General features: G+C 66.5%; 14 protein-coding genes and 2 tRNA genes. 6 read left to right on the top strand and 10 right to left on the bottom strand.

Annotated features, from left to right (window positions below):
- The first annotated feature begins 247 nt into the window (after positions 1–247).
- Entirely contained in the window at positions 248–610 is a 363-nt protein-coding gene (locus TabM4_RS05240) for a helix-turn-helix domain-containing protein (RefSeq protein ID WP_434619440.1), read from the top strand.
- 94 nt (positions 611–704) lie between these two features.
- Complete coding sequence (locus TabM4_RS05245) at positions 705–1,502, top strand: inositol monophosphatase family protein (protein ID WP_434619443.1); 798 nt, start codon at positions 705–707, stop codon at positions 1,500–1,502.
- On the opposite strand, the gene hisH is transcribed toward TabM4_RS05245, so the two are convergent.
- From hisH to TabM4_RS05275, 6 genes are all read right to left on the bottom strand, one after another.
- Positions 1,499–2,137, bottom strand: coding sequence for an imidazole glycerol phosphate synthase subunit HisH (gene hisH, locus TabM4_RS05250; RefSeq protein WP_434619446.1), 639 nt, complete (start codon positions 2,135–2,137; stop codon positions 1,499–1,501). The two genes, TabM4_RS05245 and hisH, sit on opposite strands and share 4 nt — an antisense overlap.
- 138 nt (positions 2,138–2,275) lie before the next feature.
- Positions 2,276–2,863: an imidazoleglycerol-phosphate dehydratase HisB gene (hisB, locus tag TabM4_RS05255; protein ID WP_434619449.1), complete on the bottom strand. Its 588-nt coding sequence runs from the start codon at positions 2,861–2,863 to the stop codon at positions 2,276–2,278.
- Between the two features lie 63 nt (positions 2,864–2,926).
- Entirely contained in the window at positions 2,927–3,850 is a 924-nt protein-coding gene (locus TabM4_RS05260; protein ID WP_434621929.1) for a metal ABC transporter permease, read from the bottom strand.
- The gene (locus TabM4_RS05265) at positions 3,850–4,758 is read right to left on the bottom strand and encodes a metal ABC transporter permease (RefSeq protein WP_434619452.1); all 909 of its coding nucleotides are present in this window, start codon (positions 4,756–4,758) and stop codon (positions 3,850–3,852) included. Before TabM4_RS05265 ends, TabM4_RS05260 begins: the two co-directional genes overlap by 1 nt.
- Positions 4,759–4,780: 22 nt before the next feature.
- Entirely contained in the window at positions 4,781–5,536 is a 756-nt protein-coding gene (locus tag TabM4_RS05270; RefSeq protein WP_434619455.1) for a metal ABC transporter ATP-binding protein, read from the bottom strand.
- Positions 5,537–5,555: 19 nt separating this feature from the next.
- The gene (locus TabM4_RS05275; protein ID WP_434619458.1) at positions 5,556–6,506 is read right to left on the bottom strand and encodes a metal ABC transporter solute-binding protein, Zn/Mn family; all 951 of its coding nucleotides are present in this window, start codon (positions 6,504–6,506) and stop codon (positions 5,556–5,558) included.
- 352 nt (positions 6,507–6,858) lie between these two features.
- Between TabM4_RS05275 and TabM4_RS05280 the strand changes: the two genes are divergently transcribed.
- The gene (locus TabM4_RS05280; RefSeq protein WP_434619461.1) at positions 6,859–7,848 is read left to right on the top strand and encodes a response regulator; all 990 of its coding nucleotides are present in this window, start codon (positions 6,859–6,861) and stop codon (positions 7,846–7,848) included.
- Between the two features lie 92 nt (positions 7,849–7,940).
- Here TabM4_RS05280 and TabM4_RS05285 read toward each other — a convergent pair.
- Positions 7,941–8,015: transfer RNA gene (locus TabM4_RS05285), tRNA-Gly, on the bottom strand.
- 157 nt (positions 8,016–8,172) lie between these two features.
- Positions 8,173–10,536 carry an ATP-dependent helicase gene (locus tag TabM4_RS05290; RefSeq protein ID WP_434619464.1) on the bottom strand — a complete coding sequence of 788 codons (2,364 nt, stop codon included), beginning with the start codon at positions 10,534–10,536 and terminating at the stop codon, positions 8,173–8,175.
- Positions 10,537–10,781: 245 nt separating this feature from the next.
- Between TabM4_RS05290 and TabM4_RS05295 the strand changes: the two genes are divergently transcribed.
- Positions 10,782–14,225 carry a pyruvate carboxylase gene (locus TabM4_RS05295; protein WP_434619467.1) on the top strand — a complete coding sequence of 1,148 codons (3,444 nt, stop codon included), beginning with the start codon at positions 10,782–10,784 and terminating at the stop codon, positions 14,223–14,225.
- A 90-nt stretch (positions 14,226–14,315) separates the two neighbouring features.
- Positions 14,316–14,390, top strand: a tRNA-Gly gene (locus TabM4_RS05300).
- Positions 14,391–14,445: 55 nt separating this feature from the next.
- Here TabM4_RS05300 and TabM4_RS05305 read toward each other — a convergent pair.
- Both TabM4_RS05305 and TabM4_RS05310 read right to left on the bottom strand, forming a co-directional pair.
- Positions 14,446–15,591, bottom strand: a complete 1,146-nt coding sequence (locus TabM4_RS05305) for a benzoate/H(+) symporter BenE family transporter (RefSeq protein WP_434619471.1) — start codon at positions 15,589–15,591, stop codon at positions 14,446–14,448.
- A gap of 636 nt (positions 15,592–16,227) precedes the next feature.
- Positions 16,228–16,443, bottom strand: coding sequence for a DUF1127 domain-containing protein (locus tag TabM4_RS05310; RefSeq protein ID WP_434619474.1), 216 nt, complete (start codon positions 16,441–16,443; stop codon positions 16,228–16,230).
- A 260-nt stretch (positions 16,444–16,703) separates the two neighbouring features.
- Here TabM4_RS05310 and TabM4_RS05315 point away from each other — a divergent pair, with 260 nt between their 5' ends.
- Positions 16,704–17,777: a P-loop NTPase gene (locus TabM4_RS05315; RefSeq protein ID WP_434619477.1), complete on the top strand. Its 1,074-nt coding sequence runs from the start codon at positions 16,704–16,706 to the stop codon at positions 17,775–17,777.
- The last annotated feature ends 65 nt before the right edge of the window (positions 17,778–17,842 follow it).

The raw sequence follows: 17,842 nt of genomic DNA on the forward strand, positions 1-17,842 counted from the left end.
CGAAATGCGTTGCAAAATGAAATGCAGAATGAAAAACACCTATAGCGGGAATCCGCCGATCCGGGCTGTCGCATAAGGTAAGGGGCGACTTTGGTCCCAAGCCTGTTCTCCAACTGTATAACGGACCCTGTCCTAAAAGATAGGTTTTTGGATAAATCCTGTGATTTCTGTGGATATTTTGAAACTTCCTGATTTTGGCACCTAAATTGCTTACATAAGTGAGGGAACGACGCCCGAGGAGTAGAAGATGAAGCATCCTGTTGACGCCCATGTCGGCAAGCGTATCCGCCACCGCCGTTGGATGGTGGGCATGACCCAACAACAACTGGCCGACAAGGTGGGGATCAAGTTTCAACAGATTCAGAAATACGAGACGGGGATGAACCGGGTCTCGGCCTCGCGCCTGTGGGATATCGCGGATGCGCTGGGAGTGACGATCGGCTTCTTCTTCGAGGGGCTGGACGATGCGCGGGAGAGCGTCGAGGCGGCAGAAGGTGACTTCATGGCCGACAAGGAGGCGCTGGAACTGGTGCGGTCCTACTATTCGATCCCCGAGGCGCAGCGGCGGCGGCTGTTCGATCTGGCGCGCGTCCTGAGCGACGCGGCCTGAGCAAGGATTTCCCGGCGCGTGAGGGTGCCGGATGGCTTGACCCTGCCCCCCCGTGCGGCTAGCGCGGGGGGATTGGCATTTCAGGGGGCGGATCATGCGGGTATCGGAGCGGGATGCGGCGGAGATCGTCGCCACGGCGGCGGAACTGGCGGATGCCGCGCGGGAGGCGACGCTGCTGCATTTCCGGCGGGCGGACCTGACGGCGGATACCAAGGAGTCGGAGCGGTTCGATCCGGTGACGGTGGCGGACCGCCTGTCGGAAGAGCGGATGCGCGCCATCCTGAAGCGGCGGCGGCCGCAGGACGGGATTTTGGGCGAGGAATTCGGGGCCGAGGCGGGGACCAGCGGGCTGACCTGGGTGCTGGACCCGATCGACGGGACGCGGGGCTACCTGTCGGGGACGCCGACATGGGGTGTTCTGATTTCGGTACGCGACGAGGCGGGGCCGATCTACGGCATCATCGATCAGCCCTATATCCGCGAGCGGTTCGAGGGAGGTCTTGGCCGGGCCGAGGTGAACGGGCCGTCCGGGCGGGCGGTGCTGCGCTGCCGGGGGGCGCGGCCTTTGTCGGAGGCGATCCTGTTTTCGACCTTTCCCGAGGTGGGCACGGCGGAGGAGGGCGCGGCCTTCCGGCGCGTGGTCCCGCAGGTGCGGCTGACGCGCTATGGCACGGATTGCTATGGCTATGCCTTGATCGCGGCGGGGATGGTGGATCTGGTGATCGAGGCGGGCTTGCAGGCCTATGACGTGCAGGCCCCCATCGCGGTGATCGAGGCGGCGGGAGGCGTGGTGACCGATTGGGAGGGACGCCCTTGCCACGAGGGCGGGCGGGTGCTGGCCGCCGCGAACCGGGAGGTACACGCGGCGGCGCTGGCGCTGCTGCGCGGTTAAGGTTTCCATCGCAGGAAGTTGCCGATCAGGCGCAGGCCCATGGCCTGCGACTTTTCCGGGTGGAACTGGGTGCCGATGATGGTGTCGCGCCCGACGATGGCGGTGATGTCGCCGCCATAGTCCACATGGGCCAGACGCTGGGCGGGATCGGCCACGCGGAACTGGTAGCTGTGCACGAAATAGGCGTGGTCGCCCGTGGCGATGCCCTCCAGCACGGGATGGGGATGGTCGATCACCAGATCGTTCCAGCCCATATGCGGGACCTTGAGCGCGGGATCGGCGGGCGTGATGCGCACCACCTCGCCCGCGATCCAGTCGAAGCCTTTGGTATCTTCGTATTCGCGGCCCCATGTGGCCAGCATCTGCATGCCGACGCAGATGCCAAGGAAGGGCTTGCCCCGTGCCACGCCTTCCGAGATCGCCTCGAACAGGCCGCCATAGCTGCCCAGCGCGCGGCGGCAGGCCGGGAAGGCCCCGTCGCCGGGAAGGACGATCCGATCGGCGCGGGCGACATCCTCGGGGTGGGAGGTGACGAGGACCTCGCCGCCGGAAACCTCGGCCGCCATGCGCTGGAAGGCCTTTTCGGCGGAATGGAGGTTGCCGCTGTCATAATCGACGAGGACGGTCAGGGGCATGTCAGGCTCCGCTTGGGGACGAAGAATTTTCCTACGAAAATTCTTCGGGCGGGGGGAGAAGAATTTTCATTTGAAAATTCTTCGTTCCGGGGGAGGGGGAAGATTTTCGATGAAAATCTTGCCCCTGCGGTCCGGAGGTCAGAGGGTGCCCTTGGTGGAGGGCAGGCTGTCGCCAAGCCGGGGGTCGTGCTCCACCGCCATGCGCAGGGCGCGGGCCACGGCCTTGAAGGCGGCTTCGGCGATGTGGTGGCTGTTGACGCCATGGATCAGGTCGACATGCAGGGTGATGCCGCCATGGGTGGCCAGCGCCTGAAAGAATTCGCGCACGAGTTCGGTGTCGAAGCGGCCGATCTTCTGCGTGGGGAAGGGCAGGTTCCAGACGAGGAAAGGCCGCCCCGAGAGGTCGAGCGCGCAGGCGACCTGCGCATCGTCCATGGCGAGGTTGAAATGGCCATAGCGGCGGATGCCGCGCTTGTCGCCCAAGGCCTGCGTCAGGGCTTGCCCCAGTGCGATGCCGCAATCCTCGACCGTGTGGTGGTCGTCGATATGGGTGTCGCCATCGGCCTTGACCGTAAGGTCGATCATCGCGTGGCGGGCGAGCTGATCGAGCATGTGGTCGAAGAAGCCCACGCCGGTATGCGTGTCGTAAAGGCCGATGCCATCGAGGTTTAGGACGACCGCGACCTCGGTTTCATTGGTCTTGCGGTGGATTTCGGCCTGACGCATGGCACTCTCCATTCCCATCATCACGGGGTCTTATAGGGTCTGGGGTCTGGATTGGGAAGGCTGTCAGAGGGATGGCGCGACCCTATGACGTCTGGGTCCGATCCATGCGGCGAGGCCGAGGAAGAGGCCTGCGAGCGTGGCGATGCTGCCGGCGGCGGAGACGGCGAAGGGCAGGCCCATGGCGAGGGGCAGGTAGCCCGCGGCCAGCGTGCCGAGGATGGCGGTGGTGGCGGCGATGGCGAGGGAGAGGAGCATCTGGCGGGGCAGGCTGTCGGTCAGCAGGCGCGCTGTGGCGGCGGGGCAGACCAGCATGGCGATGGTGAGGATGGAGCCCACGGCGGAGAAGGCCGCGACGGCGGCCAGGGCGGTGAGGCCGGTCAGCCCTGCGGAAAGGGCACGGGTCGGGATGCCCATGGTGGCGGCGAAGCCTTCGTCGAAGGTGGCGATGGTCAGGGGCCGCCAGAAGAGGGCGAGGGCCGCGAGGATCGCGGCGGCGACGAGGGCGAGGAGGGGCAGTTCGGGCGGCAATGTGGCCAGCGCCTGCGGGTCGGTGAGCGAGGCCCAGCCGGTGGCGTCGATCCAGATCAGCCCCTCGAGACTGCCGTAGAGGGCATGTTCCACATCCAGATGCATGGCGGATGCGCCGGAGATTTCCAGAAGCAGGACGCCGGAGGCGAACATGGCGGTGAAGGTGGCACCCATCGCGGCCCCGGCATCGGCGCGGGCGGCGCGGCGGATCGCTTCGATCAGGAGAGAGGAGAGGGCGGCCGCCGTCAGCGCGCCAGCCAGCATCACGCCGGGGGCGGCGGAGCCGGTGAGAAGGAAGGCCGCGACGATGCCCGGCAGGACGACATGCGCCATGGCATCGCCGAGGAGCGATTGGCGGCGGAGGAGGAGGAAGTTGCCCGGCCCGGCGCAGGCAAGTGCTGCCAGCGTCGCGATGACGAGGGGGGGCAGGGTCAGGGGGACGAATTCGCTGCCATCCATCATGCGGAATCCGGTGCGGTGCGGCGGTGGCGGGAGAACAGGCCCTTGCCCGGCGCGAGGAGGAGCGAGCCGAGGAAGGCCGCGAAGACAAGGAGGACGATGGAGGGGCCGGTGGGCAGGTCGGGCAGGGCGAGGGAGAGCGATGCGCCCAGATGGCCCGCCACGGCCCCGATGCCGCCCGCGAGGAGGGCGACGATGCCGATCCTGTCGGACCAGAGCCGCGCCGTGAGGGCGGGGGTGATGAGCAGCGCCACGATCAGGATCAGGCCGACGACGCGCAGGCCGAGCAGCACGCAGGCGAGGGTCAGCAGCAGCAGGGCGGTATCGGTGGCGCGGGTGTTCACGCCCATCTGGCGGGCGTGGTCGGGGTCGAAGGCCGTCATGGCGAGGGGGCGGCGCAGGAGGGCGAGGATGAGGAGGATCACCGCCCCGCCGCCCGCGATGAGCAATGCGTCGGACAGGAGCATGCCGGCGGTGGAGCCGAGGAGGAAGCCCTCCAACCCCGCAGGACGGCCGAACGACAGGTTCTGGATCACGGTCAGCAGCACGATGCCCGCGCCGTAGAAGGTGGAGAGGACGGCGCCGATGGCGGCATCCTCGGGCAGGCGGGTGCGGGTGGTCAGGCGTTGCAGCAGGAACAGGCCGAGCGCGGCGGTGAGGCCCGCGCCGAGCAGGAGACCCGCAAGGTTGCGCCCGTCGCCGCCTAGGGCCGCCATGACGAGGAAGGCCAGTCCGATGCCGGGCAGCGTGGCATGGGCCATGGCGTCGGAGGCGAGTGCACGGCGCCGCAGGGTGAGGAAGGCCCCGACAGACCCGGCGGCAAGGCCGAGCAGGGCTGCGCCGATGCTAACCAGCGTGGCGTTGTAGCCTGCCTGCAGGAACAGGGCGCTGAGGAAGGCATCGGTCATGATCGGCGGGGCCGCTCCATGGTCAGGCGGGGATCGCGGTCAGGAGTTGGCTGCCATAGGCCTCGGCCACGAGGGGGCGGCGGAAGGTGGTGGCGGTCGGCCCTTCGGCCACGAGGCTGCGGTTCATCAGGAGGACACGGTCGAAATAGGCGGGCACGGTGGAGAGGTCGTGATGCACGGCGATAACGGTGCGTCCTTCGGCCCGCAGGGCGTGGAGGACATCGATGATCGCGGCTTCGGTGGCGGCATCGACACCGGCGAAGGGTTCGTCGAGGATCATGAGGTCGGCCCCTTGCGCCAGAGCGCGGGCAAGGAAGACGCGCTGCTGCTGGCCGCCGGAGAGGGCGCCGATCTGGCGGTCGGCGAAGGCCTGCATGCCAAGGCGGGCGAGGCAGTCGGCGGCGCGGGATTTCAGGCCGGGGGTCAGGCGGCCAAGGAGGCCGGTCTGGCGGTAGAGGCCCATGCGGACAACGTCGATGACGCGGGCGGGGAAGTCCCAGTCCACCGCGGCGCGCTGGGGCACATAGGCGATGCGGGCGCGCATCTGCGCCAGAGGCTGGCCGAAGGCGCGCACCTCGCCCGACTGGCGGGGGATGAGATCGAGCGCGGCCTTGAGCAGGGTGGACTTGCCCGCGCCGTTTGGGCCGATGACGGCGGTCATGCTGCCTGCCGGGAAGCGGGCGGTCAGCCCCTCCACCACCGGCGCGCCGCCATAGGCCACGGTGACCCCGGTCAGGGACAGGGCGGTTTCTGGCAGGGGGACGGGGGCGGGGGACATGGTGTTGAGGTTCCGAGTTTCAGGTTCCGGCGGCCAGTTTGCCTGACATGCCGCGGGGCGGGGCATCGCCCCCCAGAGCGCGGGCGATGGTGGTGACATTGTGGTCGATCATGCCGAGCCACGTTCCCTCATAGGTGCCGTCGGCCCCCATCGCGTCGGAGAAGAGTTCGCCGCCGATGGCCACGTCATGCCCTTGGGCGGCGGCGCCTTCGATCAGGGCGCGGATCGTGCGGTCGGAGACGGAGCTTTCGACGAAGACCGCCTTGATGCCGCGCGTGACCAGCAGGTCGACAAGTTCGGCGATGCGGGCAAGGCCTGCCTCGCTGTCGGTGGAGATGCCCTGAATTCCCTCGACCTGCCAGCCATAGGCGCGGCCGAAGTAAGAGAAGGCGTCATGGGCGGTGACGAGGATGCGCGCAGGTTCCGGAACGCTGTCCAGCACGGTGCGGGAATAGGCGTCGATCTCCTTCGCCTCGGTCAGATAGGCCTCGGTCGCGGCGGTTGTGTCGAAGCCGGCCGCGGTCAGGACGCGGGCACCCTCTTGCGCGACCAGCGACCAGAGGGTCGGGTCGAACCAGACATGGGGATCGGGGCGGTCGGCATATTCGGGATCGGCCAGCAGCCGGTCGGCTGGCAGGGCATCGGCGAGGGCGGCAACGGTGCGTTGGCGCGCAAGATCGGCCATGACATCGGTGAACTGCGCCTCAAGATTGAGGCCGTGCCAGAGGATCACATCGGCCCGCGAGAGGGCGAGGATATCGGTGCGGGTGGGGCGGTAGCCATGCGGGTCCATCCCCGCGCCCATCAGGGCGGTGACCTCTGCCCCGGCAGGGGCGCCGGTCAGGCGGCGGGCGATATCGGCGATCATTCCGGTGGTGGCTGCGATGCGGGGCGTCGCGGCGAAAGCCGGGGCGGCGGCAAGTCCGGGGGCGGCGGCAAGGCAGGCGAGGAAGGCGCGGCGGTTGATCATCGGGAGCGGCTTTCGTCTGTTGCGGGTGTTGTGGCTTCGGTCGTCTTTCAGGTCATGGGTCGTTGACGCGCGGCGGGGAAGCGCGGCCTGCCCGCCTTGACCGGAAAGATGTGAGAACGATTCGCAAAAGTCAAATGGAATGCGAAGAATTCGCAATCTCAACTTCGTGAGACAGGCGTTCTGCGGCGGGGAAGGGCTGGGCACAAGGCGGGGGAAATGTGGCGGAACTGCGCGGAATGTGGCGAAAGAAAGAAGTTTTCTCTTTTGGGTAGGTTTCCCCTCAAACGTGTGTGTTCCGGGTCGTTCACAAGCATCGGATGACCCGGACCGGCACCGGGCAATTGGAGGCCAAATGCGTATTGTCTGCGTTGATGACGACCCGATCTTCACTGCGGTTATGTCCGAATATCTGCGCGAGCTTGGCCACAAGGATGTGCAGACCTTCTCGGACCCGCTGGTCGTGGCGCGCATGGCGGCGCAGGGGGCGATCGGCGCGGATGTGTTCCTGCTTGACCTTGAGATGCCGGGGATGACGGGGGCGGAACTCTGCGGCGCATTGCGGGCAAGCCCGGCGCATCGGTCGACGCCGGTCATCATGGTGTCGTCGGTGAAAGAGCGCGAGCGCGTGCGCGGGGCGCTGGCGACCGGGGCGAGCGACTTTCTGAACAAGCCGTTGGACCAGTTGGAACTGCGGGCCCGCCTGACCATGGTGGAGCGTATCCTGACCGAGCGTCAGCGCAATGTCGCGCTTGAGGCCGAGATCGACGATCTGCGCGACGAGCCTGAGTTCAGCTTTGGCTTTCAGGATGCGGTTCTTCCGAATGCCGAGGATGGGGTGGTGGATTACCTGTTCCTAGAGAATGAGATGATGTCTCTGGGCTGGTCGGCGCTGCCGGGGACGTCGGTGATCTGCCTGCGGTTGCAGAATGCGGGCTGGGCCTATGCCAATCTGGACCGGGTGGATTACGTGGATTTCCTGTCGGAGGCGGCGGAACTGATCCTGAGCGCGCTGCCTGCGGCGCGGTATCGGCTGGCCTATGCGGGCAGCGGGGATTTCCTCGCGGTACTGGACCGGCAGAACCGTCCTGATCCGGTGGAGTTGCAGCTTGCGCTGGACCGGGCGCAGGGGGTGGAGTGGGAGTCCTATCGGATGCTGGGCATCCCCGCGCCGGAGATTTCGGCCGGTGTGCCGGTGGTGGCACCGCTGATCGGGGCAGTGCCGCGCCGCATGCTGCAGCAGGCGCGCGAGCGGGTGGTGAACCTGACGGCCGGGGCGTCGCGCCGGATGCCTGCGGGGGCGATGGCGACGGGGGCAAGCCGGGGGATGGCCGCGCGGATCTGACGAGACGGGGGCGACCGCGCGGGCTGCCTGACCCAGGGGCCATGCGGGATGGCCCCGGCTGGGGAGGTCATCGCTTTGATCTTTAGGCTGATTGGAGCGGGCGATGAGATTCGAACTCACGACCCTAACCTTGGCAAGGTTATGCTCTACCCCTGAGCTACGCCCGCACTCCGTGGGGCGGGTGATAGAGCGGGGCGCGGCGGGGTGCAAGGGAAAAATGCGTCTTTCCGCAGACCCCGATTTTTCTGCGAAAAATCGGGGTTGGGGCGGGTGCCGGGCGCGGTTGGGGGGCGATTTTTCTGCGAAAAATCGTGGGGATGGCGATCAGAACGGAACGTCGTCCGCGTCATCGGCATCGACGACGAAGCCCGCGACGACCTTCTTGATCCCGGCCTTGGCGAAATCGATTTCAAGCTTGTCGCCTTCGATCCCGATCACGGTGCCGTAGCCGAACTTGCGGTGGAAGACGCGGTCGCCCTCGGAGAAGGCGGGGATGGCGGTGGCGTCGATGACCACGCCGCGCGCCTCGCGCGGTTGGGCCATGGGGCGGGACTGGCTGCGGTCCTGCATCCGTTTCCAGCCGGGGGAATTGTAGACATCGGCCTTGGACACGCGGTCATCCATCGCGGTGACGGCATAGGGAGCCGCCGCGCCGAAGCCGCCGCCATAGAGGCCGGGCGGGGTTAGGACCTCGACATGGGAAGCGGGAAGTTCGTCGATGAAGCGGCTGGGAAGCTGGCTTTGCCATTGGCCATAGACGCGGCGGTTGGAGGCGAAGGAGATGGTGCAGAGTTCCTCCGCGCGGGTGATGCCGACATAGGCGAGGCGGCGTTCCTCCTCCAGCCCCTTGAGGCCGCTTTCATCCATGCTGCGCTGGCTGGGGAAGAGGCCGTCCTCCCAGCCGGGCAGGAAGACCACGGGGAATTCGAGGCCCTTGGCGGCGTGCAGGGTCATGATGGAGACCTTTTCGCCCGCCTCTTCGGTTTCATTGTCCATGATCAGGGCGACGTGTTCGAGGAAGCCCTGAAGATTGTCGAACTGTTCCAGCGCCTTGATGAGTTCCTTGAGGTTTTCCAGACGACCCGGCGCCTCGGGCGTCTTGTCGTTCTGCCACATCTCCGTGTAGCCGGACTCTTCGAGGATCATCTCGGCCAGTTCGATATGGCTGGCGCCTTCGTGCAGGGTCAGGGCGTGCCAGCGGTCGATTCCTTCGACGAAGGCGCGGAGTTGACCCGCGCCCTTGCCGCCGATGCCGCCATGGGCGACGAGTTCGCGCGCGCCTTCATGCAAGGAAACGCCCGCCTGCCGCGCGCTACGCTGGATATCGGCCTGTGCCTTGTCGCCAAGGCCACGTTTCGGGACGTTGACCACGCGTTCGAAGGCGAGGTCGTCCTCGGGCGACACGGCCAGCCGGAAATAGGCCATGGCGTCGCGGATTTCCTGCCTTTCGTAGAAGCGGGGGCCGCCGATGACGCGATAGGGCAGGCCGATGGTCAGGAAACGGTCCTCAAAGGCGCGCATCTGGTGGGAGGCGCGGACGAGGATGGCCTGACCGTCCAGACCGACGGGGTCCATCCCGCGGCGGCCACGCATCAGGGACTCGATCTCTTCGCCTATCCAGCGGGCCTCTTCCTCGCCGTCCCAATGGCCGATGAGGCGGACCTTCTCGCCCTCTTGCACGTCGGTCCAGAGCGTCTTGCCAAGGCGGCCCGCATTGCCCGCGATGACGCCGCTTGCCGCGGCAAGGATATGCGGGGTGGAGCGGTAGTTCTGTTCCAGCCGCACCACATGGGCACCGGGGAAGTCCTTTTCGAAGCGCAGGATGTTGCCCACCTCGGCCCCGCGCCAGCCATAGATCGACTGGTCGTCATCGCCCACGCAGCAGATGTTGCGGTGGGCCTGCGCCAGAAGGCGGAGCCAGAGGTATTGGCAGACGTTGGTGTCCTGGTATTCGTCCACCATGATGTAGCGGAACCAGCGCTGATACTGGGCCAGAACATCGGGGTGGGATTGGAAGATCACCACGCAATGCAGGAGAAGATCGCCGAAGTCGCAGGCGTTCAGGGTGCGGAGGCGGTCCTGATACTGGGCGTAGAGTTCGGTGCCGCGATGGGCGTAGCCCGACGCCTCGGACGAGGGCACGCGGTCGGGGGTGAGGGCGCGGTTCTTCCAGCCGTCGATCATTCCGGCCAGCATGCGGGCGGGCCAGCGCTTTTCGTCGATGTTCGCGGCGACGATCAACTGTTTCAGAAGGCGAATCTGGTCGTCGGTGTCGAGGATGGTGAAGTTCGACTTGAGGCCCACCAGTTCGGCATGGCGGCGCAGGATCTTGACCGAGAGGGAGTGGAAGGTGCCCATCCATGGCATGCCTTCCGCCACTTCGCCCAGCATGCGCCCCACGCGCAGCTTCATCTCGCGCGCGGCCTTGTTGGTGAAGGTGACGGCGAGGATCTCGTTGGGGCGCGCCTTGCCCATCCGCAGGAGGTGGACGATGCGGGCGGTGAGCGCCTTGGTCTTGCCCGTGCCCGCGCCTGCGAGCATCAGGACGGGGCCATCCAGTGCCTCCACCGCCTCGCGCTGGGCTGGATTGAGGTCGTCCAGATAGGGGGCGGGCCGCGCAGCCATCAGCGCGCGTTGCGACAGCGGCACTGCCGCCAGACTTGCCTGATCGTCATCCCGTAGGGTCATGGCGCAGACCCTAGCGCCATCGGCGGGAAAGGAAAAGGTTCCGCAAATGTTCCGCCGCACTTTTTCGCGCCTGCTTTGCAGCCGCAAAGTGACGCCTGCATATTTCGCAAAATTTGCAGATTACGCCGGTTGCCGCACTTGCGCTGCATTGCAGCGGGCCTAGAGTGACCCCTTGTTTGCGCCTGCCGCAAGCGCCGAAAAGCCCGCCTGACCTTCGGCACCCACTGCCGATACCGGAGAGACCGATGCCAGAGTTCCGCAAGATCCTCGTCGCCAACCGGGGCGAGATCGCCATTCGCGTCATGCGCGCCGCCAATGAGATGGGCAAGAAGACGGTCGCCGTCTTTGCCGAGGAGGACAAGCTCTCTCTGCACCGTTTCAAGGCCGACGAGGCCTATCGGATCGGGGAGGGGCTGTCGCCGGTGGGGGCCTATCTTTCGATCCCGGAGATCATCCGGGTGGCGAAGATGTCGGGCGCGGATGCGATCCATCCGGGCTATGGCCTGCTTTCGGAGAATCCCGATTTCGTGGAGGCCTGCGATCAGGCGGGGATCACCTTCATCGGCCCGCGGGCCGAGACGATGCGCGCGCTGGGCGACAAGGCGAGTGCGCGGCGGGTGGCCATCGCTGCGGGCGTGCCGGTGATTCCGGCGACGGAAGTGCTGGGCGACGACATGGCGGCGATCAAGAAGGATGCGGCCGCCATCGGGTATCCGCTGATGCTGAAGGCGTCGTGGGGCGGGGGCGGGCGCGGGATGCGGCCGATCAATTCCGAGGACGAGCTTGAGGCCAAGGTGCGCGAGGGGCGGCGCGAGGCGGAAGCGGCCTTCGGCAATGGCGAGGGCTATCTGGAGAAGATGATCCTGCGCGCCCGCCATGTGGAGGTGCAGATCCTTGGCGACAAGCAGGGCAATGTCTGGCACCTGTGGGAGCGCGACTGCACCGTGCAGCGGCGCAACCAGAAGGTCGTCGAGCGCGCGCCTGCGCCTTACCTTACGCAGGAACAGCGCGAGGAAGTCTGCGAGATGGCCAAGCGCATCACGCAGCATGTGGATTACGAATGCGCGGGCACCGTCGAATTCCTGATGGATATGGATACGGGCAAGTTCTACTTCATCGAGGTGAACCCCCGCGTGCAGGTCGAGCATACGGTCACCGAAGAGGTGACGGGCATCGATATCGTGCAGGCCCAGATCCTGATCGAGGAGGGCAAGTCGCTGGCCGAGGCGACGGGGGTTCCGTCGCAGGCGGATGTGAAGCTGAACGGGCATGCGCTGCAATGCCGGGTGACGACGGAAGACCCGCTGAACAATTTCATCCCCGATTACGGGCGGTTGACGGCCTATCGTTCCGCCACGGGGAACGGCATCCGGCTGGATGGGGGCACGGCCTATGCGGGGGGGGTGATCACCCGCTATTACGATTCGCTTCTGGTGAAGGTCACCGCCCATGCCCAGACGCCGGAGAAGGCCATCGCGCGGATGGACCGGGCGCTGCGGGAATTCCGCATCCGGGGGGTGGCGACGAATATCGAATTCGTCATCAACCTGCTGAAGCATCCGACCTTTCTTGATTATTCCTACACGACCAAGTTCATCGACACGACGCCCGAGCTTTTCGCCTTCAAGAAGCGGCGGGACCGGGCGACGAAGATCCTGACCTATATCGCGGACATCACGGTGAACGGGCATCCCGAGACGGCGGGGCGGCCGAAGCCGCCGGCCGAGGCGAAGATGCCGAAGCCGCCGAAACTGCTGACGGAAACCCCGGCGACGGGGACGCGGAACCTGCTGGAACAGAAGGGCCCGCAGGCGGTGGCCGACTGGATGAAGGCGCAGAAGAAGGTGCTGATCACCGACACAACGATGCGGGACGGGCACCAGTCGCTGTTGGCGACCCGGATGCGGTCGATCGACATGGTGCGCGTGGCGCCGGCCTATGCGGCGAACCTGCCGCAGCTCTTCTCGGTCGAATGCTGGGGCGGGGCGACCTTCGACGTGGCCTACCGTTTCCTGCAGGAATGTCCGTGGCAGCGTCTGCGCGACCTGCGCGCGGCGATGCCCAACCTGATGACGCAGATGCTGCTGCGGGCGTCGAACGGGGTGGGTTACACCAACTATCCCGACAATGTTGTTCGTTCCTTCGTATTGCAGGCCGCAAAGACCGGCGTCGACGTGTTCCGCGTGTTCGATTCGCTCAACTGGGTGGAGAACATGCGGGTCGCGATGGATGCCGTGATCGAGGCGAACAAGGTCTGCGAGGGGACGATCTGCTATACCGGCGACATGCTGGACCCGGCGCGGTCCAAGTATGACCTGAAATACTATGTGGACCGCGCGAAGGAGTTGAAGGCGGCGGGGGCGCATGTCCTAGGGCTGAAGGACATGGCGGGGCTGCTGAAGCCCGCCTCGGCGCGGATACTGGTCAAGACGCTGAAGCAGGAGATCGGGCTGCCCGTCCATTTCCACACCCATGACACCAGCGGCGCGGCGGCAGCGACGATCCTGGCCGCCTGCGATGCCGGGGTGGATGCGGTGGATGCGGCGATGGATGCGTTTTCGGGCGGCACCTCGCAGCCCTGCCTTGGGTCCATCGTCGAGGCGCTGCGGCATACGGAACGGGACACGGGTCTCGATATCGCGGCGATCCGCGAGATCTCGAACTATTGGGAACATGTGCGGACGCAATATGCGGCCTTCGAATCCGGCATTCCCGCGCCCGCATCCGAAGTCTATCTGCATGAGATGCCGGGGGGGCAGTTCACCAACCTCAAGGCTCAGGCGCGGTCGCTTGGGCTGGAGGAGCGCTGGCCCGAGGTGGCGCAGGCCTATGCCGATGCGAACCAGATGTTCGGCGATATCGTGAAGGTGACGCCTTCGTCGAAGGTCGTGGGCGACATGGCGCTGATGATGGTGGCGCAGGGCCTGACGCGGGCGCAGGTGGAGGACCCGAATGTCGATGTGGCCTTCCCCGACTCGGTCGTGGACATGCTGAAGGGCAATCTGGGGCAGCCGCATGGCGGCTGGCCGCAGGGCATCTTGAAGAAGGTTCTGAAGGGGGAGGCCCCGCTGACCGAACGTCCCGGCAAGACGCTGCCGCCCGTCGATCTGGAAGAGACCCGGGCGAAGCTGTCGGCCGAGCTTGGCGGGCGGGCCGTGGATGACGAGGATCTGAATGGATATCTGATGTATCCCAAGGTCTTCCTCGATTACATGGGGCGGCATCGGCTCTATGGTCCGGTGCGGACGCTGCCGACCAAGACCTTCTTCTATGGCATGGAACCCGGCGAGGAGATCACCGCCGAGATCGACCCCGGCAAGCAGCTTGAACTGCGGTTGCAGGCGGTGGGCGAGACGACGGAGGATGGCGAGGTGCGCGTCTTCTTCGAGTTGAACGGCCAGCCCCGCGTGATCCGCGTGCCGAACCGGGCCGTGAAGGCCAAGACGGCGGCGCGGCCAAAGGCGGCCGAGGGCAACCCGGCCCATGTCGGCGCGCCGATGCCGGGTTCCATCGCCTCGATCGCGGTGACGGTGGGGCAGAAGGTGCGGGCGGGTGACCTGCTTTTGACCATCGAGGCGATGAAGATGGAGACGGGCCTGCATGCCGACCGCGAGGCGGTGGTGAAGGCGGTGCATGTGCATGCGGGCAGCCAGATCGACGCGAAGGACCTGCTGATCGAATTGGAATGACGGGGCGGGGGCAGGATTTTGCCTGCCCCTGTCACTTTCCCCCTTGAACCCCCGGCGCGGCTTTTATAGATGACCCTTCGTCCAAAGGATGCGGGCGTAGCTCAGGGGTAGAGCATAACCTTGCCAAGGTTAGGGTCGTGAGTTCGAATCTCATCGCCCGCTCCAGTTGGATCAGCAGGAAGGCCGCCCTCGGGCGGCCTTTTGCTTTGGCGGATTGGCCTTAGCGGCGGGTGAGGCGGTCGAGGCCCCAGATCGCGAGGCCTGCCAGAAGGCCCCAGAAGGCCGCGCCGATGCCTGCGAAGGCCACGCCCGCGCCTGTGACGGCAAGGGTGATGGTGGCGGGAAAGCGCTGGTCCGGGTGGGCGAAGGCCCCGGTCAGCGCGCCCATCAGGGGCCCCAGCAGGGCAAGGGCCACCAGCGCCGTCATCAGGGACGGGGGCAGGGCGTTCAGGATGGCGATGACGACCGGGCCCGTAAGGCCGAGGAGGACCCAGATCCCGGCATAGGCGAGGCCCACCTTCCAGCGCTGGCTGCGGTCGGGATGGACGTCGTCGCCCATGCAGATGGCGGCGGTGATGGCGGCCATGTTCACCGTATGCGCGCCGAAGAGGGCGGCGAAGGCGGAGATCAGGCCCGTCACCGTCAGGGCGGGGGCGACGGGCGGCTCAAACCCCGCGGCGCGCATGGTGGCGAAGCCGGGCAGGTTCTGCGAGGCCATGGTCACGAGGTAGAGCGGCAGGCCGAGGCCGATGAGGGCCGCCCAGTGGAATTCCGGGGCGATCAGGGTGGGTGTCGGCGGGATCGGCGGCAGGTCGGGCAGGATGGCGGCCCCGGTGGCGAAGGCGGTGGCGAGGCCCGAGGCGAGGGCGGCAAGCACGGCCAGCGCGGGGTTCTTCAGCCGGACGAGGGCGAAGAGGCCGACCATGGGGGCGACGAGGGCGGGCGTGGCCTGCAAGGCCCCTGCGCCCTTCAGCACGAAAGGCAGCAAGACGCCCGCCAGCATGGCCGCTGCGATGCCGTCGGGGATCTTTGCGACGAGGCTTCCAAGCGGCTTGATCAGGCCCGTCGCCGCGATGAGGAGGCCTGCGAGGAGGAAGGCCGCCACGCCTTCGGCCATGCCATAGCCCGAGGAGGCGGCGATGAGCGCCGCGCCGGGGGTGGACCATGCCAGCACCACGGGCACCCGGTGCCATGTGGAAAGGAGCGCGCTGCCGAGGGCCTTGGCGAAGCAGACGCCCATAACCCAGCTTGCCGTCTGGGCCGGTGTCGCGCCGAGGGCGGTGGCGGCGGCAAGGACGAGGGCGATGGTGGAGCCATAGCCCACGAGGGCGGCGACGAGGGCGGCGGAGATCAGGGAAAGGCGCATCGGTCCTGTCGCGGCGGATGGGGGCCGGCGGACTATCGGCGGCGCGGGCGTGCGATGCAAGGCCTTGGGCGGCAAGCGGAAATGAAAAACGGCGGCGCCTGAGGGAGGAGGGGCGCCGCCGTCATCTTGCGTCCCGGCCCAAGGGAGGAGGAAGGGCCGGTCGCCATATCGTCCCGGCCAGGGAGGAGGAGAGGCCGGGGCCGAATGCGCCGTGCGGTTACGGGCGCGGCGGTTCCCGGGAGGAGGTGGGAACCGCCGCTGGTCCGATGGCCCTCAGGGAGGAGGAGGAGGGCCTGTCGCACGCCGTTGGGGCCGTGTGGCCCCGAAAATCTGGGCGGCGACCCCAGGGAGGAGGAGGGGGTCGCCGCAAGTCCGATGGTCCCAGGGAGGAGGAGGGGACCGTCGCACATCGTTGGGGCCTTCTGGCCCCGAAGGAGGGTGCGGCGGTTCCTGGGAGGAGGAGCGGAACCGCCGCTTTTCCGTGTCCCCAGGGAGGAGGAGGGGGACTTCGGATCTGTCATGGATATCTACGCAGGAGCGCGACATCCGGATCAAAGTGCGGCGGTGCCAGGGAGGAGGAGAAGCACCGCCGCTTTTGCTATGAACCCCGGGAGGAGGTGGGGTTCAGCAAGAAACTTACTTGCCGTAGGCCGCTTCGCGGGCGACGGCGGGGATGTCGTGACGGCTGATGCCCAGATCCGCGAGTTCGCGGTCGGAAAGGATCAGCAGTTCACGCACGGTCTGGTTGTAGACGGCGCGGCGGGCCATGGTCGCCTTGATCTGGGCGAGGACGCCCGAGAAGCGGTCAGCCAGCGAGAAGGACGCGGCGCGGGAAGAGTTCACATAAGCCATTTCGATCAGCCTCAGTTTGTTACACCATGTATCGTCACAACGTTCTGTCGCGCTGTTACCGGAAACATGGGGCATATGCTGCAACTGCACAATAGCCGGGGTCTGCAATGCTGCCATGCAGCAACCGCATGGCTGAACGTCACGAAAATGTCATTGAATTCATGGGTTTCGATGAAAACCTGAGCAAATGGTCAACTTGGTCTTGCCGAGTGCCACAAAGATGATGAGGTTTGCCGAAACCTTGTGCAGGAGAAGAACGGATGTCGGTTTCGCGAGAGTTAATCATGCGGGCGTTGGCCGGTGTCGCGCTGCCCGGTGGGGGTGATCTGGTGTCGCGCGACTTGATTCGCGCGTTGACGGTGGAGGGCGGGCTCGTGCGCTTTGTCATCGAGGCGGAAAGCCCCGAGGCGGCGCGGGCGCTGGGCCCGGTGCAGGCTGCGGCGGAGGCGGCGGTGCGCGCGGTGCCGGGGGTGGAGACGGTGCAGGCGGTGCTGACGGCGCATGGCCCGGCGGCGAAGCCTGCGGCTCCGTCCTTGAAGATCGGGCAGCATCCGACGCCGCAGCAGGGCGGGCCGCAGAAGGTTTCGGGCGTGGACCGGATCATCGCGGTGGCGTCGGGCAAGGGGGGCGTCGGGAAATCCACCGTGTCGTCGAACCTTGCCGCGGCGCTGGCGCGGCAGGGGCGGCGGGTGGGGCTGCTGGATGCGGATATATACGGTCCAAGCCAGCCGCGGATGATGGGGGTTTCGAAGCGGCCCGCGAGTCCGGATGGCAAGATCATCGAGCCTTTGCAGGCACATGGCGTGACCATGATGTCGATCGGGTTGATGTTGAAGGAGGATGAGGCGGTCATCTGGCGGGGGCCGATGATCATGGGGGCGTTGCAGCAACTTCTGGGGCAGGTGGCTTGGGGAAAGCTGGATGTGCTGATCATCGACCTGCCGCCGGGGACGGGGGATATCCAACTGTCGCTGGCGCAGCGGACGCAGTTGACCGGGGCGCTGGTGGTTTCGACGCCGCAGGATGTGGCGCTGCTGGATGCGCGGAAGGCCTTGGACATGTTCGCCAAGCTGAAGGTGCCGGTGCTGGGCCTGATCGAGAACATGTCGACCTTCTGCTGCCCGAATTGCGGGCATGAGACGCAGATCTTTGGCCATGGCGGGGTGAAGGCGGAGGCGGCAAAGTTGGGTTTGCCCTTCCTTGGGGAATTGCCGCTGGCGCTTTCGGTGCGGATGGCGGGGGATGCGGGGACGCCCATCGCCGCGACGGATGCACCGGAGGCGGAGGCCTATGCGCGGTTGGCGCGGGGGTTGACTGCCGGGGGGATGGCGTAAGTTTTTGTTGCGGCGCAGGGGGTTGGCGGGAAATGGCTGTACCGGATCCTGTGCCGCAAACCGTA

The organism is Tabrizicola sp. M-4, from assembly GCF_051132405.1.
Classification (GTDB): domain Bacteria; phylum Pseudomonadota; class Alphaproteobacteria; order Rhodobacterales; family Rhodobacteraceae; genus Paragemmobacter.